Below are 18,272 nucleotides of genomic sequence, written 5' to 3'. Positions count from 1 at the left end.
TTACCGAGCGTTAAATTTTTATGAGCGTATTTGCCATTGGTCAGCGTTATTTGTCCGATTCTGAGAGTAATTTGGGATTGGGCGTGGTCATCGAAGTGGACGACCGCTGTGTTCACATCTTATTCCCCCAAAGCGAAGAAAAACGAGTGTATGCCAAAGCGTCCGCTCAACTGTCACGGGTGGTCTTTGGCAGTGGCGACACCATTTTTGACCAAGACGGGCAAGAGTTCGTGGTGGCAAGCTGTGAAGAGATAGCCGATGTCATGCGTTATCATCTGACCTGTGGCAAAAGTCTCATGGAGACTCGCCTGTCGGCAAACATCACGCTCGCCAAGCCCTTGGAGCGACTGCTGGCAGGACGCATTGAGCATAATGAGCATTATGAAGTCCGTCAAGACGCCCTGAAACTCAACGCCATGCTCACCCGTCATCCGCTTCGTGGACTCATCGGGGCAAGAGTGGACATCATTAACCATCAGCTCTACATCGCCCACGAAGTCGGCAAACGCCTAGCCCCCCGAGTACTACTGGCAGATGAAGTGGGGCTGGGCAAGACGATAGAAGCAGGGCTTATCGTTCATCAACAGCTCATCACAGGGCGAGCCAATCGGGTGCTTATCCTTGTCCCTGACAGCTTACAGTATCAGTGGATGATAGAGTTAAAACGCCGATTTAACTTAGATTTTGCCATTTTTGACCTAGTACGGACAGCATCCATCAAAGAACATAACCCTGATGAAAACGTGTTTGGCACCGAACAGCTCATCATCGCCAGCATTGATTTGTTGCTTGACCATCACGACCTATATGAGCAGGCGTATGCATCGGGCTTTGATTTGCTTGTGGTGGATGAAGCCCATCATCTGCATTGGGACAGCGAACAAGGCGGTAATGACAAATACGAGTTGGTGGCAGATTTTGCCCAGCACATCGCAGGGGTGTTACTACTGACCGCCACGCCAGAACAGCTTGGCGTGGAGAGTCATTTTGCCCGCCTGCGACTGCTTGACCCGCACCGCTTTGATGATTTGGATGATTTTATTGCCTCCCAAGACGCCTTTGCGGACGTGGCAATGGTGGCAACTTTGCTGATAGACGGCAAAGATCTGACCGATAAGCAAATCACGGCAGTGGCAGGACTGCTCGGCTTTGATGTCAGCGAGATTGCCGACATCAATACCAATGACAAACTCCGCCAGCACATCATCAACGAACTGCTAGACCGCCACGGCACAGGACGTGTACTATTTAGAAACACCCGAGACAGCGTGCAGGGTTTTTATGGACGTACAAGTATCGCCTACCCACTACCCCTGCCGACAGCGTGGCAAAACACCCCTTACACCCATGGCAAACTGCGTGAACAGCTGTGGGGCGAAGAAAGCTTTCCCGACGGCTCATGGCTAGAAGCTGACCCCCGAGTGCCGTGGCTCATTGAGCTGTTAAAAAACGACTTAAAACACAACAAAGTCCTGTTCATCGCTCGCTCTGGGGCGACCATTGAGAGTTTAGAAGCGGTGTTACGTCTGCACGCTGGCATTAAGACCGCCATCTTTACCGAGCAGATGAGCCTGTTGGAGCGTGACCAAGCATCTGCCTACTTTGCTGACACGAGTGGGGCTCAGATACTGCTGTGTAGCGAGATTGGCTCGGAGGGGCGTAATTTTCAATTTGCCCAAGATTTGGTGTTGTTTGATTTGCCTGCCAACCCTGACACCTTGGAGCAACGTATCGGACGACTTGACCGCATCGGACAAATCGCCCAAATCCGCCTGCATGTCCCTTTTGTCGTTGGCACCGCCCAAGAACGCCTATATCATTGGTATGACCATGCTCTAAACATCTTTAACCACATCAGTCCCACCGCCCAAACAGTGCAAGAGCATTTCATCGCTGACCTAAAACCACTACTAGAAGGGCAAGGCACGCCCAATGACTTTGCCGAACTGGTGGCGGACGCAACCGCCCTGCGTATACAGCTCGAAGAAGAGCTACAAGCAGGGCGAGACCGTCTGCTAGAACATAACTCATGCCGTCCTAGCGTGGCAGGACGTATCGTGCAAGCCATGCATGAGCTGGACAACACGCAGATACTGCCAGTATTTCTTGACCGCTATCTGGACGCACTCAACGTCGATTATAGTATTAGCCGTGATGATTCGTGGGTCATTCATCCCATTGACAGCACCGAAGTGCAGGACATCTCGGGACTGCCCCTTGACGAAGACGGTATGGCCCTAACTTTTGACCGCACCCAAGCCCTGACCCGTGAAGACATGGCGTACATGACCCTAGAACACCCGCTCATGACGGGCGTGTTAGAGTCCATCAAGTCAGGCACGTTTGGCAACACCAGCGTGGTGCTATTAAAATCATCCGCCATGCCACAGGGTCTCATGCTCATCGAAAACCACTTTCGAGTCGAAGCCATCGCTCCCAAACACCTAAATCTATCTGCCTATCTTTCAGGGCAAATCATCCGTGTGCTACTTGCCGAAAATGGCAATGACCTAACCAAAGTGGCAACCCCCGACAAACTTCTGCCCATCATTGACAGACTAGACAAAGCCAAAGCCCGTCAAGTCATCAAGGCAAGACATGAAGTCATCGGCAACATCACCGCCCTAGCCAAGACTAAGGCAACCGATGAGCTGTCCGCCATCAGTGCGTCCGCCCAAAGCCAATTTGCCGACCATCTGGATAAAGAGATAGGACGACTGCAACGCCTACAAGCCATCAATCCAAACGTGCGAGATGATGAAATAAAGACTCTCATTGAGATGAAAGAGCAGGGACTGTCGGCATTGGCAAATCTATCGCTCGTACCTGACAGCATTCGTGTACTGATTTGTGTCAAACCTGATTAATCCAAAAGGAAGTTTTATGCCCCATCTTACCCTAGAATTATCCAAAAACCTAAAAATCGCCGATGAAGCTGATTTGTTATTAAAGCTAAATACTGCCCTATTTGAAAGCGGTCAATTTGCCCAGTCCAAAGACATCAAAAGTCGTGTATATCATGCCACAGACAGCCTTATCGGACTGGCGTTTGATGACGGCGAGCATTTTGTGGTGGCACATTTCGCGATTATGGCAGGTCGCAGTGATGAGATAAAGGCGGATTTGGTCGGGCGTGTGATGAGCGTATTACAAAGCGAGATTGGTAAGGCTTACCAAAACGTGCAATATGCGGTGAATTTGACTGAATTGTCCAGCGTTTATCAAAAGGCGATTGTATAACCCATGTCCTTCGCCCAAATCCACACCCGTTCTGTCATCGGTCTGACCGCACCGCCTGTTACGGTGGAAGTCCATATCTCCCAAGGCTTGCCTGCCCTAACCATGGTCGGCTTGCCCGAAGCGTCTGTGCGTGAAAGTAAAGACCGTGTCCGCTCGGCGATTATCAACAGTGGTTTTGATTTTCCCAATCGCCGTATCACGATTAACCTTGCCCCTGCTGACCTGCCAAAAGACGGGGCTAGGCTTGATTTGCCGATTGCCATTGGGATTTTGACGGCAAGTGGGCAGATTGATGAGACGGTGCTGGATAATTTTGAATTTGTGGGCGAGCTTGCCCTAAATGGCGATTTGCGTGGGGTAACAGGCTCACTGTCGGTGGCTCGCACCCTAAAAGGCGGTGGGCGGACGCTAATCCTGCCAAGTGCCAATGCGTCCGAAGCGGTGCAAGTGGCGGATATTTGCGTGCTGGGAGCGGAGAATCTCGCCCAAGTCTGCCGTCATCTAAATGCTATCAATGGCGGTCATGCAGACGACAAACTTACCCCAACCGCCATACCGACCGCCAAAACAGTGGCGACTTATCCGCTTGATTTGTCCGATGTCAAAGGGCAACACCACGCCCGTAGAGCGCTGGAGATTTGTGCCACAGGTGGGCATTCTATGCTGTTTAAAGGCTCGCCCGGTTCGGGCAAAACACTCATGGCAAGCCGTCTGCCGAGCATTTTACCGCCCTTGACTGACGATGAAGCCCTAGAAGTGGCAAGCATTTATTCAGTGGCAGGCGTGCCTTATGAATTTGGTATACGTCCGTTTCGCTCTTGTCATCATACCATGAGTGCGGTGGCGTTGTCGGGCGGTGGATCACGCCCCAAACCAGGGGAGATTAGCCTTGCTCATCAAGGCGTGCTTTTTCTTGATGAATTGCCCGAGTTTGACCGCAAAACGCTCGAAGTCATGCGACAGCCGTTAGAATCCAAAACCATCACGATAAGTCGTGCCAACTCACAGGTGGATTATCCTGCCAATTTTCAGCTCATCGGGGCGATGAATCCGTGTCCGTGTGGCTATCATGGCGATCCGTCTAACCGTTGTCGCTGTACGCCTGAGCAAATCCGCCGTTATCAGGACAAAATCTCAGGTCCCTTGCTTGACCGTATTGACCTGCATATCCACGTCCCTGCCATGCCGATAGACGACCTACAAAACGCCCCACAAGGCGAACCGTCTGCTGTGGTGCGTGAACGTGTGGCAAAGGCTCGCCAAATTGCCCTAGACCGTCAAGGCAAAGCCAACAGCGAGCTGACCCCAAGCGAGATTGATACCTACATACCGCTTGGCACGGCAGAAAAACAGCTCCTAGCCACCGCCCAATCACGGCTCAATCTCTCCGCTCGTAGCTATCATCGGGTGCTAAGAGTGGCTCGCACCATTGCTGATCTGGCAGGGGCGGATAGGGTGGGCATGGCTCATTTGGCGGAAGCACTTAGTTATCGCTAACTTCTTTTTATATCAAGCGACCCATCATGAAAAACGAGCCACTGACCGGCTATCTACTACATGCCCGAGCCTATCAAGAAAAACGGGCGATTTATCAGTTTTTTAGTGCCGAACATGGCGTGGTGCATGGCGTAGGCGTGCGTGGCATGCCGTCCTTTGCAGTCATTGAGCTGTTTGCCAGTGGACAAAACACCCTAAAAAACTTCACCCAAATTCACATCACGACCACATCGCCCCCACGCCCTTTGGGGCAAAATCAGTACGCCCTACTCTATCTTAATGAACTCATCTGCCGACTCATCGCCCCCGAAAACCCCTGCCCCGCCCTATGGCAACACTACCATGACAGCGTGACACAACTCCAAGCTGTCAGTCATGACATGGGCAATGATAAAAATAATCAAACGGGCAACAGTACCGCTCATAAGATGAGCAACATGAACAAGATGAAACGGACACTACGGCAGTTTGAGAGAGCGTTGTTTGATGAGCTGGGCGTAGGCATTGACTGGGGTACAGATGAGACAGGGCAGGCGATTGATGTGCAGTCATATTATGACTTTATCCCCACACGGGGCTTTGTCAGCACCGACGACACTGGCACATCAGGGGCAGTGATTAGGGCGGTCAGCAAGACAGACCATCATCAGCCAAGCCCCACCGCCTTGGCACTGCTCGGACAGATACATCGGGCGATGATAGACTACCTACTTGACTACAAGCCCTTAAACAGTCGTAAGTTATGGGCAGAACAGGTCAGATATCGCCAGTTGTCTTGACCGCCTGCCCTGCGTTTGTTACAACTCACCATCCGCCACAAGCGTGCGAATCACCTTTTTGTCATGCTTGCCCACGCTGGTTTTGGGAATATCGGCAACAAAACGTAGCTCGCTCGGCATGCTGTATTTGGGGATAATCTCCCGTTCATAGGCTTGGTGTGCCAGTGCCAAAATGTCATCAGGCGTAATGTTCTCATGATTTGGCTTTTTGACCACCAACGCCAAAGGTCGCTCGCCCCATTTGTCATCAGGAATACCGATGACGGCAATGTCCGCTACAGACGGGTGCAACGACAAAATCGTCTCAATCTCCAATGATGACACCCACTCGCCCCCTGACTTGATGACGTCTTTTAGGCGGTCGGTAACTCGCACCACGCCTTTATCATCCATGTGGGCGATGTCTTGGGTGTGTAGATAACCGCCCGTCCAAAGCTCATCGCCTGCGTCTTGGTTTTTAAAATAACTCTGAGTCAGCCACGGCGTACGCACCACCACTTCGCCTGCGGTTTTGCCGTCTTGGGGTAGGCTTTGCCCGTGCTCATTCCAAATTTGCAAGTCCACGAGTGGCACAGGCACGCCCGTACTTACCCGAATGGCAAGTGAGTTCTCGGGCGTTAAAGGCTCTTTTTTGTCAAAAGTTGCCACCGTAATCACAGGGCAGGTCTCACTCATGCCATAGGCGGTATAGACCTGTATGCCACGGGCTAGGGCGGATTTGGCAAGCCCTTCGGTCAGGCGTGAGCCGCCGATAATCATCTTTAAGCCGTCAAAGGTAATATCACGCTCGCCTGCTTCTTTTAGCATCATTTGTAAAATAGTCGGTACGCAGTGGGTAAAGCTTACCTTGTGTTTGATTGCCAAATCTACCAGTAGGCTTGGCACATAACGGCTTGGGTAGATTTGTTTTAACCCAATCATGGTCGCCACATAGGGAATGCCCCAGCCATTAACATGAAACATTGGCGTAATCGGCATATACACGTCCGAGTATCTAAGCCCAACTTCATCGGGGTTTAGACTTGCCCCCATTGCCACCGCCATGGCGTGCAGGACGATTTGACGATGACTAAAAAACACGCCCTTGGGGTCGCCTGTCGTGCCTGACGTATAAAAAGTCGTGGCAATGGTGTTTTCGTCAAAATCTTCAAATTCAAATACATCATCGGCACGGCTTAACAGCTCTTCGTACTCGCCCACCACAAAATCAGGGGCAGGCGTGGTGTGGTCATCAAGCCAGATGATTTTCTCAACGCTTGGCACGTCATGGACATGATTGCCAATCATCGGCATAAATTCAGAGTTAAGGAGCAACGCCTTGGGCTTGGCGTGGTTTAGGGTGTATAGGATTTTTTCAGGGGACAGGCGGATATTAACCGTTTGCAAAATCAGCCCGAGCATGGGAATGGCAAAATACGCTTCTAAATAGCGATGACTATCCCAGTCCATGACTGCCACAACGTCGCCTCGTTTTAGCCCCAAATCGGTCAAAACATTGGCAAAACGCTGTATCCGCCCCAAAAACTCCCGATAAGTAAATCGGGCTTTGTCGGCATAAAAAATCTCTTGGTCAAGCGAGACGGTTTTGGCTCGGTTTAACAGCTGTTTGATAATGAGTGGAAAAGGATAGGCGTGAAGGCTGGCTTCATAGCCGTGAATGTGGTCGTGCATGATGTGTCCTTACAAATAGATAAAAATCAAAAGTCATCAATCCTAAAACAATCCTAAAATTATCCATCCTAAGACTGATGGCTTAGCATAACTCATTTAAAAACACTTGTAAAGAATTTTTGTACATAAAAAACACCCTAAAACACAGCTGATTTTAGGGCATCCATCACAAAGATTTGTAATATCAAAGACCAACATCAATCATTGGTATGAAACAACAAAAACAGCTCAGTAACATTGCCTTCTAAGCTATTGGCGAGCTGCACCATCATGTCAATGTCACCTCTCATCATGCCAAGCTCTTCACTCTCTTCATCCATGCCTGACAAAATGACCATCGGCAAGGTCAGCTCCGCCACGTCTTTTTCGGTGTCAGCATCATCAAACCAATCCACAGACTCATCGCCATACATCGCCTCGATGAAGCCGATACACCACGCCACCACGTCTGAATTTTCGCCAAAGTCTTCTTCGTCGTCGTCAGCATCAAAGGGCAGTTCAACAGGCTCTTCGTCTTTTAGGGTTTGATAAATCCCATCTCGCCATGCCGTCAGGGCGGTTTTGACATCATCGCTCACCTCATTTTCATGCCCATCAAAATACACAGACAGCCAATTTGGCAGAGGCTTGCCGACGATACTGGCGGTCAAAAACCCATGCGTGGCAACAGGGTCAAAGCCATAAGGGTTCGTCTCTTCGCTGTATAGTAGCGTTATTAATTCATCGCGGGTCATGGGTGTACTCTTAGGGTTTGGGATTAAAATAGCATGGCTAAAAGTGGTATAATTAGATGACAGGCAAATGACAACACCAAACTTAGCCTAAGGCAAGTTTAGGCATCAAAATCATCATCGTCCAAATCATCAAATTCGGCAAAATCATCGTCATCTTCTAAGGCACGCATGAGTTTATTTAGGCGTTGCTCTTCGAGCATGGCGTCGATTTTAAGGCGTTTTTCTAAGGGTTTGGCTTTGGTGTCGTCTGCCAGTTGGGCATCGGCATCTTCTTCAAAATTATCATCATCAAAATCATCATCAAGACCGCTCATGATAACTCCTTTTGGATAAATGGGTTGGGGTAAATAATGGGCAATATGGATAAATTTGTTTTTATTTTTAAATCAATTTGGCAAAAACAAACTGACCCAATTTCAAAATCCTTATAAAGGTAAAATCATCTTTTGTCAAGTAAATTTTTAAAAATATTACCACCATTCCCCATTTTTATCCATCAGCCAGACAGCAATACCTTGTCTCGCACTCGCTCCAATGTCTCGGCATGGGAGACGCTCACGTGTCTTAGATGACGGCATTCACGCTCGGCGACACTAATCGGGTCGGCAAGTTTTAGAAAATTACCGTGAGACGATAAATCCGTGATGACACGATTTGGCATCAGCACCAGTGGTGTTTTGCGGTGTTTTATGCCCACGCTCACCACTTCATCTTGACGGGCGACGTCACTGACATAAGTACGTATGGGTAGGGCAAAGCGTTTGAGTTCACGGTGCTTGTCATAGATGGTTTGATTGAGCATGAGTGCCAGTCGTGCCAGCAGAATGGATGCTAGGGCAGATTTGCTGTATTTGTCTTTGCCTGACAGGACGATACGACAGCCTTGGTCATCAAAGGGCGAGATACTCTCGACGCTGACCCCATGAAACACCGGCAGGGCAAGCAGTTCTGTGGTCGCCTTACTCAGTAGCTGATGGCACAGTGAAAAATAGACGTTTTTGGTCTGATTGCTCACCGTGGCAAGCAGGTCGTTGGGGTCGTCAAAGCGGGCTTGGATGACATAGGTATGCTCGCTTTGTGTTTGATGTGACGGTTCAGATTGGGCGGGGGGCGTATCATACTTGGCGTGATGTGTACTAGATGAGCCTGTTTGAGTGCCGATGGGGTCGCCACTGCTGTGGGCGTGGTTCTTTTGATTGACATCATACAGCAGTCCCTTAGCAAGCAGGCGGTTACGCACGTCATGGGAAATCTCTGTGCAAATGGCGTCGGTCGGGCGTGCCACATAGCCATAAATAAGCAATAGCAGTGCATGTAAAAACGCCACGCCCACCAGATACATCCAGTTATCAGAGATAATCTTGGCTCGATTAATCTCATGCGTCTGCACCGTCACATGACCCAACACGCTTTGACTGCCTGTCACCACTTCTTTGACCGCATGCCCATTTGTCTCTTTGCCCACAGGCACGAGCAGATTGTCATTAACATCATACACCCCCACAAATGCCACGTCATCGCCCCGAATGTAGCGATTTGCCACCACGCTCATGCTGATGCGGTCGTTAATGCTAAGCGGTGCGGACAGCTCTTCGGCAATCGCCACCGCTTCTGCCTGTATGCTACGCTCATAACGCTCTTTTTGCTGTCGCTCGGCACTGATGACAAAAAACAGCAAATTTAGGGTTAGGCTTACCAAAATAAAAACAGCAAATAAGCCATGACGAGGGGCAGGATAGGTCATGATGAATCGTTCATTGGGCATGTGGACAAATAGGGTATAGATTTTATCATTTTTTTTGTGAAATTTTAAGCACTTAAACTCATACTGGCATGATTTGGATAAAATTTTTACATAATATTGACCAAGTTGTTATAAAATTTCAATAATTCATGTCCATGCCAATTTTAACTTTTCATTGCCCAGCTAAAAATGTTACAATAAAACGCAACATCAACAATAACGAGTACTAACGATGAATACTTACGCATTTCCCAAAGATTCTAAGGCATGGCAAAATGCCATTGATCGCGTGGCACATCTTTTGCCTGAGGGTACAACAGGCAGTATTCAAGCTCTAAAACAGTTGCCCGTTTTTGCCATTATTGTGGTGGTAGCAAAGACAGCAGTTGATAAACTGACAGACAGTGGTCGGCAGATGGATGACGTGGTGCAAACATGGAGCAGTGAGCAAAGGGGCTGGCAAGCTGTGGTGGTCGCTGATGATGAGATGGCGGTTGCTAATGCACATCTGATTGGCACTCATGAGCATCTCTCTGACGTGGCGGTATATCGTTATCTACTCATCCCAACCGACCACAAAGAGATGAATGCCGACAAGCGTGAGGCGGTCGCCCACATCATCGATGAACAGCTGACCGCTTATCTAAGAAAAACCTTAAAGCCCAAGCCCAACTATCAATTTCAAGTTGATGAGACAGGGCAAGTATCCGAACTTACCCCCGAGCAGATGGCACAACTCAAAAAAGGCTATATTGACGTTCATATCCTATCCATCGCCCAAATGCTTCGCCGTCATAAACTTGTTTGTTTTGACATGGATTCAACGCTCATTCATCAAGAGGTTATCGTTGAGTTGGCACGCATTGCCGGTGTGGCGGACAAGGTTGCAGAAATTACCGAATCTGCCATGCGTGGTGAGATAGATTTTAATGAAAGTTTTGCCAAACGTGTGGCACTCTTAGAGGGTGTGGATGTCTCGGTGGTTGATGAGATTATCAAAGACCACATCAGCTTCTCAGAGGGAGCATTTGCCACCATCAAAGCCCTAAAACGCAAAGGCTGTCGCACGGTGCTGATATCAGGGGGCTTTACCCCCTTTGCCAAATATGTTGCCGAGACGTTGGGCATGGATGAATATCATGCCAATCCCCTACTGGCAACAGGCGGTAAGCTGACAGGCAGAGTCGAGCGTGGCATCATTGATGGCAAAGCCAAAGCCCGCATCGTCGCTCATGTCGCTGATAAGATGGCGATAGACATGGAAGAAGTAGTGTGCGTGGGCGATGGGGCAAACGATTTGCCCATGATGGCGATTAGCGACATTGGTGTTGCCTATAAAGCCAAGCCCATCGTGCGTGTTAAAGCTGACACTTCGGTCAATATCACAGGACTAGAAGGCGTGCTGTACGCCATGGGTCATCGCTTTGATAAGCACTGATAAATCCAAGTTACCAAAAAACACTTTTAAACGCTCGGATTTGCGTTAGAGTATTATTTTTTATTTTGCCATTTTGAGAACATCATGCCAACTTTACCCATCATCGACGTAAAAACCGACCCTTTGGATGCCCTGCTGTACGGCTTAGGACTGCGACTGTCAGCCCTATCCAAGGGCGATAACGAGACTTATCACAACCTTATCAAAGACAAAGAGCTTGCCATTCAATTTAAAAGTGGCGATGACGTGGCACGCTACTACCGCTTTGTTGATGGGCATTTTGGGCAGGCGTTGGGGACTGCCAGACATGCTGATTTGACCATTGACTTTAAAAACTCCATGACGGGCGTGCGACTGCTTGCCAAAGGCGACATCACCAGTTTTATGAGTGCCATCCAAGATGGCGATGTGGTCATCTCGGGCGATTATAAGCTCGTGCTGTGGTTTGCAGGTGTTGCCAAGCAGGGGGCGAGCTTGCCTGAACCTTATGCTGATTATGTCAAACAAGCCAAGCCGTATTTTGAGCAGGCTCGTCCTTATATAAATAAAGCGGTTGATTTTACCAATAAGACGTTTGGTAAAAATTTTGGCAAGTCTGGTAAATAACATCTCATTCATCAAACGCATAATGCATGGGGCGTGGCATACATGCTCTTTTTTACACGTCCCTTTTTAAAATGGATGTAACAAATCGCCCCATGCCATCCCCAATTTAAATCACTACACCCATTACCCTACCCATACACCAATTTCTTACCGCTGACCAGTCCTGCCAACAGCTCCTTAATGCCGTCCACGTCCAGCACGTCCTTGCCCCGAGTGCAGGCGACATAGAGCAGGCGTAGCTCTTCGGGGCTGATTTTGACGGTTTGGCGATTGACATCGTACAAAAAGTCATCATCTATCTGCACCCTGCCCCATTCTAACCCCTTGGATTTGTGGGCGGTAGAGACGACATAGTCAGCGTGTGAATGCGTGGTTAGGTTATTGATGGCGGATGTGATGGTCTTGGTGCCATGCTCTTCGATGAGTCGCACCCATGTTTTTAGGTCACTGCCTTCGCCTGTCTCGCTAAACTCTTGGACTTCGCCCCAATGACTAAAAAAGGCAAGCTCGGGCGTGCCATAGGCGGATTTGCCATGTTTTAAGCTGTCCGCCCCTTGGCAAAATCGCAGTATTCTTGCACTGTCGGCTTGCAAGGCGACTTTATGCCCCATCTTTTGCCCTGCCAACAGACGAGCCATGGCGTTGGCGTTGGTGCGACAAAGGATGGCATCTTTTTGCCCATTTGCCAGCAGGCGTGCGGTCATCGAATGTTTGGCAGGGTTGCCTTTTAGGGGGATTTCTTCTTGTAATGCCTTTAAAAAAATATTGGCAACTTTGGCAATCTCATCGCCAAAGCGAAACGACTGCGTAAGTAGCGTGGCAGGATACGGCAAGCGTTTCATGGCGTTGGTCGCTCCCCGCCATTCATAAATCTGCTGATGAGCATCCCCGACATAAATGGTCTGCTTATTTTGTTGTAATAACGCCCCCATCATGAGCGGGTCGGCATCTTGGGCTTCGTCAAACAGGATGAAGTCGGCAGGAATGATGGGATTTGAGAGCGTCCACAGTTTTAGATAGACATCATGCCCTATCCCTGCTTGATGGCGGGGGTCGATGGACGACAGCCAGCGATATTCAAAGGCAGGATAGAGTAGCTCTTGCAATCGCACCTTGTCAGCATCGGACAGCCAAGACGGGGGCGTGATGTGGCGTGGGGCAGGATAGGCAGATGACGTCTTACAAAACGTGATGATGGCTTCGCTTATGATATTAGCAAGTTTGGCAGGGGTCAGCACCACGGATTTTTTAACCCCGTCAAAACTTCGCTCCACTTCGATGGCACTCAAGCCAAGCTCCGTTGCCAGTCTAGCAGGGGTCAGCCGTGGCAGACTCACTTTGGCGGTAATGCCCCGCGGCACATGGCGATAGGCGAGCGAGTGAAAGGTTTGGCATTTGACATTGGGGGGAAATTTGCCTTGGGCTTCACTGGCGATGGACTTATTAAATGCCAAATACAGCCCACGCCCACGCAAATTCTCGCTGATGAGTTTGAGTGTCGTGGTCTTGCCTGCCCCTGCATACGCCACGATTTTAAAGGAATCGCCTGTCATCGCCATATTTAGGGCGGATAATTGCTCATCGGTAGGGGCGTATGCGGTCATGGCGGTCGGTCTGGATAAAACGTGGTATTATAGCAAATTTTGCCTGCATTGTCGGTAGTTTTGGCAATAATAAACCGCCCTTTTTGGCGGTTTGTCTGACATCACAATCACAGCGAAGTCTTAGAATTAAATCTCATAAGACGCTCATACCGCCCAGCGAGCAACTCATTTTTGCCCAGCATTTCAAGCTCGTTTAATTGCTCGTTTAACAAATTTTTTAAATTTGTCATCACCACATCAGGCTCAATATGTCCACCAGCCCCTTCGTCCACAACTTCGTCAATGAGTCCCAACTGGTGCAAATTATTTGCCGACAGTTTCAACGCTTCGGACGCATCAGGGGCTTTTTCTGCGGTTTTCCACAGGATAGAGGCACAGCCTTCGGGGCTGATGACCGAATAAATGCTATTTTGGAGCATATTGACCTTATCCGCCACACCGATTGCCAACGCTCCGCCCGAACCGCCTTCACCAATGACGGTAGCGATGATTGGGGTGTTAAGACTGCTAAATACCGCAATGGCACGGGCAATGGCTTCTGCCTGCCCACGCTCTTCTGCTCCCACCCCGGGGTACGCCCCTGGGGTGTCGATGAATGTCAAAACAGGCAAGCCAAAGCGTTCTGCCATCTGCACAAGGCGAATGACCTTGCGGTAACCTTCGGGGCTTGCCATACCAAAATTGTGGGTAATCCGCTCACGAGTAGAACGCCCACGGTGCTGACCGATGACCATGACAGGCTTGCCGTCAAAACGAGCAAGACCGCCCAAAATCGCACGGTCGTCATGAAAAGCACGGTCGCCATGCAACTCATCAAATTCAGTAAATAGCGTCTTGACATAATCCAAAAACAGCGGACGGTCGGCATGGCGGGCAAGTTTGACACTTTCCCAAACGCTCACAGGTTGGTTCATAATGTTTCCTTATCATTCGTACAAATGTAAACTTATATAGTTTAGCATATTTTTTGGCGTTTGGGAAATGGTTTAGGGGTCGTCCCACGCTCGCCCATTGGTGTAGTTTTTCTTGACAAAAGGGAAATGGCTGGCGGTTGGGTCTTGTTGGAGCATTTTTACCATACTGTCAATTATCCAAATGCAACTTCTTAGGTTTTCAGGAATGTATCTTTCATTTTGATGGGTAAAATAAAAAATAGCTCCCATCTCATTGGAACTGATTACATAAGAAAAATCATGCCACAATGACTTTTTTAAACTTATCGCAAACGACAGATTGCCCTTAGACAGAATATAAACACTTCCTATCTTATCAATCGGCATAGCCACAAGCTCTTCACCAAAAGGGTCATACACACGCATGTCTTGATGATGAATGGTAATAAAAGGAGTGATTTTTGGTAGATTTTTAATTACTTTTAATTGCTTTTTATATTGGTATTTGTCAATCATTGAAATGACTGCAAACATCACGATGAGTAGAAGCCAAAACCAAATAATATCCAGTATCGAATTACCCAAAGATAACAAAAGACCCAACACAAACAGTTGTCCTATCACCACCAAAGCACAAAACAACCAACCATGCAGATTGTCTTTTTTATAATACTCTGCAAATCGCGCTTTGGTAGCATTCTCACGCATGATGACAAACGGCAAGGGAATGCTCATACGGCTTGAAATGTCATCATTGCTCTTGTATACGGTCATGGATTAGCCAACCACCGACAATTTCACCCCCCATTTGGCAAATTGGGCAATGTCATTATTTAATTCATTAACGATAAGCTCTTTGTGCAAGCCGTCTCCCAGCGTGATTTGCCAATGGTCTTTGTTTTTGTCCAAAATGGATAGGTAAATGGGGGCGGATTTTATGGTGCGTGAGTGGTTGGCGGTAACGGCAAGGCGTAAAATCAGGCACAGATAGGCAAGTTTGCGACCGCCTAAGTTTTCAATAATATCTAGGTTTTCGGATTTGAGTTTGCGTCTGTGGTTTAGGGCAATCTGAGCCATGCTCGCTTGACCCGTTTGGGCAAAACCTGCAATGTCCGAAAATTCAAGCAAATACGCACTATGACGCTGATAGTTGCTATGACCCACGGCAAGCCCAATCTCATGCAAATTGGACGCACGGCGGAGCAAGTCTCTGTCTTCATCATCAAAGCCCAAATCCGCCTTGACCATGTCAAACAGTCGCCCACAAGTCGTCATGACACGCCCTGCCTGCTTAAAATCCACCGAATACCGCTCAGCAAGGGCGGACACCGAACGGTCTCGCACGTCTTCATTGTCAAGCCGCCCCAGCATGTCATACATCACGCCTTCACGCAACGCCCCGTCTGAATAATAAAGGTCTTTAATATCAAGCGTTTGCATGATTGCCAAAAGCTCCGCCACTCCCGCTGGGAATACCGCTTGGCGATGAGCTTTTACCCCTTCAAAGGTGATTTTGTCAATGTTGCCAAGTTTGATAAGGTGTTTTTTTAATTTTATCATGCCGTCCAGCGTGATGACATCTTTGGCAAATCCAAGCTCTTCTAGCACAAGTTTACACGCCTTTGCTGTGCCAGATGACGCGATGGCGTTGTCCCAGCCTGTTTTTTTGTAGCGTTTGGCGATACTTAACAGCTCGGTTTGGGTTGCCGTCATCGCCCCGTCAAACGCACGCTCGCTGATACGTCCGTCTGCAAAAAATTTGCGAGTAAAAGACACACAGCCCATTTGCAAACTTTCCATTTCAATGGGTTCAAAGCCTTGTCCGATGATAAATTCGGTACTGCCCCCACCGATGTCAATCACAAGGCGTTTGTCGGTACTGGCGTTAGAGTGCGACACGCCAAGATAGATAAGGCGAGCTTCTTCACGCCCTGCGATGACTTCAATGGGCTTTGGCAAAAAAGCATTGGCACGGCGGATAAATTCTTGGGCGTTCACCGCCTTTCTTAGGGCGTTGGTTGCCACCACCCTTAGGCGGTCGGGGCTGATTTCGCTGACATGGGGCAAAAAGCGTTTTAGGCAATCAATGCCACGCTCCATGGCTTCCTCAGATAGGACGTTGTTTTCGTCAAGCCCTGCCCCTAATTGCACTTTTTCAGAAATGCTGGCGATACGGCGTACCTCCCCATGGTCAAGCCGAGCGATTGCCAAGTGAAAACTGTTTGACCCCAAGTCTATCGCCCCCAAAAGTTCATCACGGGACAGCCCTGTGTCAGAAATGGATTTGGCAATCGCTTCATGGCGGGCGGTCGTGTCTATCATTACAGGTTTCATGGCGTTTTTCCAAAAAATATAAATGACTACTGTAAAATAAAATTGGCAAATTGTCTAGGGCTTTTTGGGGAAATTGGGTTGATTTGGGGAAGCGTTCTATGTTTGTCTGTCGTAATGGTAAAGTGCGTATTACGCACCAATATTTTTTAAGCCTTTGCTAATTGATGATAATTTTGGATAGATTTGTAGGAGCAAATTGCAATTTTTCCCTACCAATTTATCCAAAAAACTTACCCATTAACAATGCCTAAAAACATAGTGGTGCGTGGTATGCACCTTACTTACTCTTAACTAGCTCTTAACCCATGTTAAATAATCGCACACAATCCTAAACCCTATCCCCCACAAACCCCCTCATATCATCAGGCATATCCACTTCAAACACCTGCACATTATCATCGCTTGGCACAGCAATCCGCCATGCGTGCAGACACAGCCGTTTTATGCCTTTTTGGGTGGCAAGGCTTGCTTGCGTGGGCGATTGGTATTTGTCATCGCCAAGCAAGGCATGACCGATACTTGCCATATGCACACGGATTTGGTGCGTGCGTCCTGTCAAGGGACTTGCCTTGACAAGGCTTACCGCCATGCCGTCTATCTCAAAAGTCGCCAGCACCTCTATCACAGTCTGGGACGGTTTGCCGTCTTTATCTACCTTGACCCGTCTTTCACCATTTTTTAGGGTATATTTAAGGAGCGGCTTGTCTATTTTTTGACCGCTCTTGACCGTGCCATGCACCACGCACAGATAGTCTTTTTGTATGGTTTTTTCTCTAAAATGGGCTTGTAAGTCTTTTAATGTACTGCGTTTTTTGGCGATAAGCAGTAGCCCTGACGTATCTTTGTCAATCCTATGGATAAGTTCTAAATATTTTTTGCCCGTTGCCACTCGCATGGCTTCAATCACCCCAAAACTCTCGCCACTTCCGCCATGCACCGCCAAGCCGTGCGGTTTGTTTAGCACAATCAAGCCGTCATTTTCAAACACCACTCGTCCAAGCAAGCTTTTAGCAAAGTCATCTGACACCACAGGTTCATCACGCACCGACAGGCGAATGGGAGCGACACGCACGACATCGCCTGTACTAATGCGGTCATGGGGCTTACAGCGTTTTTTATTGATGCGGATTTCATCGTCTCTGATGAGCTTATATAGGTGCGAGCGTGGCAAGCCTTTTAAGCGAGCGAGCAAAAAATTATCAATGCGTTGTCCGTCTTGGTTGGGCGTTACGCTGATAAAATTGACTTTGGCAAAGTCGGTGATGACATCGTCCGCTGATTGGGGTTTGGGCGTTGGTTTTTTGGGCGATTTGGAAAATGGTTTTTGCATAATTTGTAAAAAGTAAAAATTTTGGTAGGAAAAATCGGTCAAATCTGTTAAAATCCAACCGCTAATAACATAGTTTAGCACATTGCCCAATAAAGTGATGAGAAAATGTCAATTTTGCCAATCATGGCGTATGTTTAAAAATTTCAAGCAAATTTCTTTTTAAGGGTGTCATACCCACATTCATCAAACTTAAATCACGGCAATCACCCTATTTTTTATTTTGCACACAAAGTGCGTAAGAATTTTTGCCAAACCCACACGACCACACAAGACAAACACTGTGGTCGGAGAATTGGCGGTTTGGCTCATCGGTGCAAGCGATGATACGGATATTTTAGGAAATTTTTTGTATTGTATTTATCATCATGCCCAATTTATCGTGGTGCCTACACGCACCAAACC

Annotated in this window: 15 protein-coding genes; 6 read left to right on the top strand and 9 right to left on the bottom strand. The window is 48.3% G+C overall.

Features of this window, described 5'->3' with window-relative positions; genetic code table 11:
- The first annotated feature begins 20 nt into the window (after positions 1 to 20).
- The 4 genes from rapA to recO are packed head-to-tail and all read left to right on the top strand — an operon-like array spanning position 21 to position 5,516.
- The gene (gene rapA, locus LP107_RS01150; protein ID WP_078273003.1) at positions 21 to 2,867 is read left to right on the top strand and encodes an RNA polymerase-associated protein RapA; all 2,847 of its coding nucleotides are present in this window, start codon (positions 21 to 23) and stop codon (positions 2,865 to 2,867) included.
- A gap of 16 nt (positions 2,868 to 2,883) precedes the next feature.
- Positions 2,884 to 3,240, top strand: coding sequence for a 5-carboxymethyl-2-hydroxymuconate Delta-isomerase (locus LP107_RS01145; protein ID WP_078273002.1), 357 nt, complete (start codon positions 2,884 to 2,886; stop codon positions 3,238 to 3,240).
- Between the two features lie 3 nt (positions 3,241 to 3,243).
- A complete protein-coding gene (locus tag LP107_RS01140) occupies positions 3,244 to 4,737 on the top strand; it encodes a YifB family Mg chelatase-like AAA ATPase (protein WP_078273001.1) in 1,494 nt (497 codons plus the stop codon).
- Between the two features lie 26 nt (positions 4,738 to 4,763).
- Positions 4,764 to 5,516, top strand: coding sequence for a DNA repair protein RecO (gene recO, locus LP107_RS01135; RefSeq protein ID WP_078273000.1), 753 nt, complete (start codon positions 4,764 to 4,766; stop codon positions 5,514 to 5,516).
- A gap of 18 nt (positions 5,517 to 5,534) precedes the next feature.
- Here the strand turns inward: recO and LP107_RS01130 are convergent, their stop codons facing one another.
- The 4 genes from LP107_RS01130 to LP107_RS01115 form a co-directional block, all read right to left on the bottom strand.
- A complete protein-coding gene (locus tag LP107_RS01130; protein WP_078272999.1) occupies positions 5,535 to 7,187 on the bottom strand; it encodes a fatty acid--CoA ligase in 1,653 nt (550 codons plus the stop codon).
- 197 nt (positions 7,188 to 7,384) lie between these two features.
- The gene (locus tag LP107_RS01125; protein WP_078272998.1) at positions 7,385 to 7,921 is read right to left on the bottom strand and encodes a YecA/YgfB family protein; all 537 of its coding nucleotides are present in this window, start codon (positions 7,919 to 7,921) and stop codon (positions 7,385 to 7,387) included.
- Between the two features lie 98 nt (positions 7,922 to 8,019).
- Positions 8,020 to 8,235 (bottom strand): PA3496 family putative envelope integrity protein, encoded by a 216-nt coding sequence (locus LP107_RS01120; RefSeq protein WP_029102430.1) that lies wholly within the window; start codon positions 8,233 to 8,235, stop codon positions 8,020 to 8,022.
- Between the two features lie 182 nt (positions 8,236 to 8,417).
- On the bottom strand, positions 8,418 to 9,665 hold the full coding sequence (locus LP107_RS01115) for a hypothetical protein (RefSeq protein ID WP_112741737.1): 1,248 nt from the start codon (positions 9,663 to 9,665) through the stop codon (positions 8,418 to 8,420).
- A gap of 232 nt (positions 9,666 to 9,897) precedes the next feature.
- Here LP107_RS01115 and serB point away from each other — a divergent pair, with 232 nt between their 5' ends.
- Complete coding sequence (serB, locus tag LP107_RS01110) at positions 9,898 to 11,103, top strand: phosphoserine phosphatase SerB (protein WP_264676010.1); 1,206 nt, start codon at positions 9,898 to 9,900, stop codon at positions 11,101 to 11,103.
- An 84-nt stretch (positions 11,104 to 11,187) separates the two neighbouring features.
- A complete protein-coding gene (locus LP107_RS01105) occupies positions 11,188 to 11,709 on the top strand; it encodes a hypothetical protein (protein WP_112741735.1) in 522 nt (173 codons plus the stop codon).
- Positions 11,710 to 11,837: 128 nt separating this feature from the next.
- Here the strand turns inward: LP107_RS01105 and LP107_RS01100 are convergent, their stop codons facing one another.
- From LP107_RS01100 to LP107_RS01080, 5 genes are all read right to left on the bottom strand, one after another.
- On the bottom strand, positions 11,838 to 13,313 hold the full coding sequence (locus tag LP107_RS01100) for a UvrD-helicase domain-containing protein (RefSeq protein ID WP_078272994.1): 1,476 nt from the start codon (positions 13,311 to 13,313) through the stop codon (positions 11,838 to 11,840).
- A 107-nt stretch (positions 13,314 to 13,420) separates the two neighbouring features.
- Positions 13,421 to 14,227 (bottom strand): acetyl-CoA carboxylase carboxyltransferase subunit alpha, encoded by an 807-nt coding sequence (locus LP107_RS01095; protein WP_078272993.1) that lies wholly within the window; start codon positions 14,225 to 14,227, stop codon positions 13,421 to 13,423.
- Between the two features lie 72 nt (positions 14,228 to 14,299).
- Positions 14,300 to 14,980, bottom strand: coding sequence for a hypothetical protein (locus LP107_RS01090; RefSeq protein ID WP_264676011.1), 681 nt, complete (start codon positions 14,978 to 14,980; stop codon positions 14,300 to 14,302).
- 3 nt (positions 14,981 to 14,983) lie between these two features.
- Positions 14,984 to 16,540: an exopolyphosphatase gene (gene ppx / locus LP107_RS01085; RefSeq protein WP_112741733.1), complete on the bottom strand. Its 1,557-nt coding sequence runs from the start codon at positions 16,538 to 16,540 to the stop codon at positions 14,984 to 14,986.
- Between the two features lie 328 nt (positions 16,541 to 16,868).
- Positions 16,869 to 17,870 carry an RluA family pseudouridine synthase gene (locus tag LP107_RS01080; protein WP_264676012.1) on the bottom strand — a complete coding sequence of 334 codons (1,002 nt, stop codon included), beginning with the start codon at positions 17,868 to 17,870 and terminating at the stop codon, positions 16,869 to 16,871.
- Positions 17,871 to 18,272: the final 402 nt, after the last annotated feature.

Source organism: Moraxella bovis, assembly GCF_025985205.1.
GTDB lineage: Bacteria > Pseudomonadota > Gammaproteobacteria > Pseudomonadales > Moraxellaceae > Moraxella > Moraxella bovis.
The sequence above is the reverse complement of the archived record's forward strand: the minus strand, read 5'-3'. Positions and strand labels throughout refer to the sequence as shown.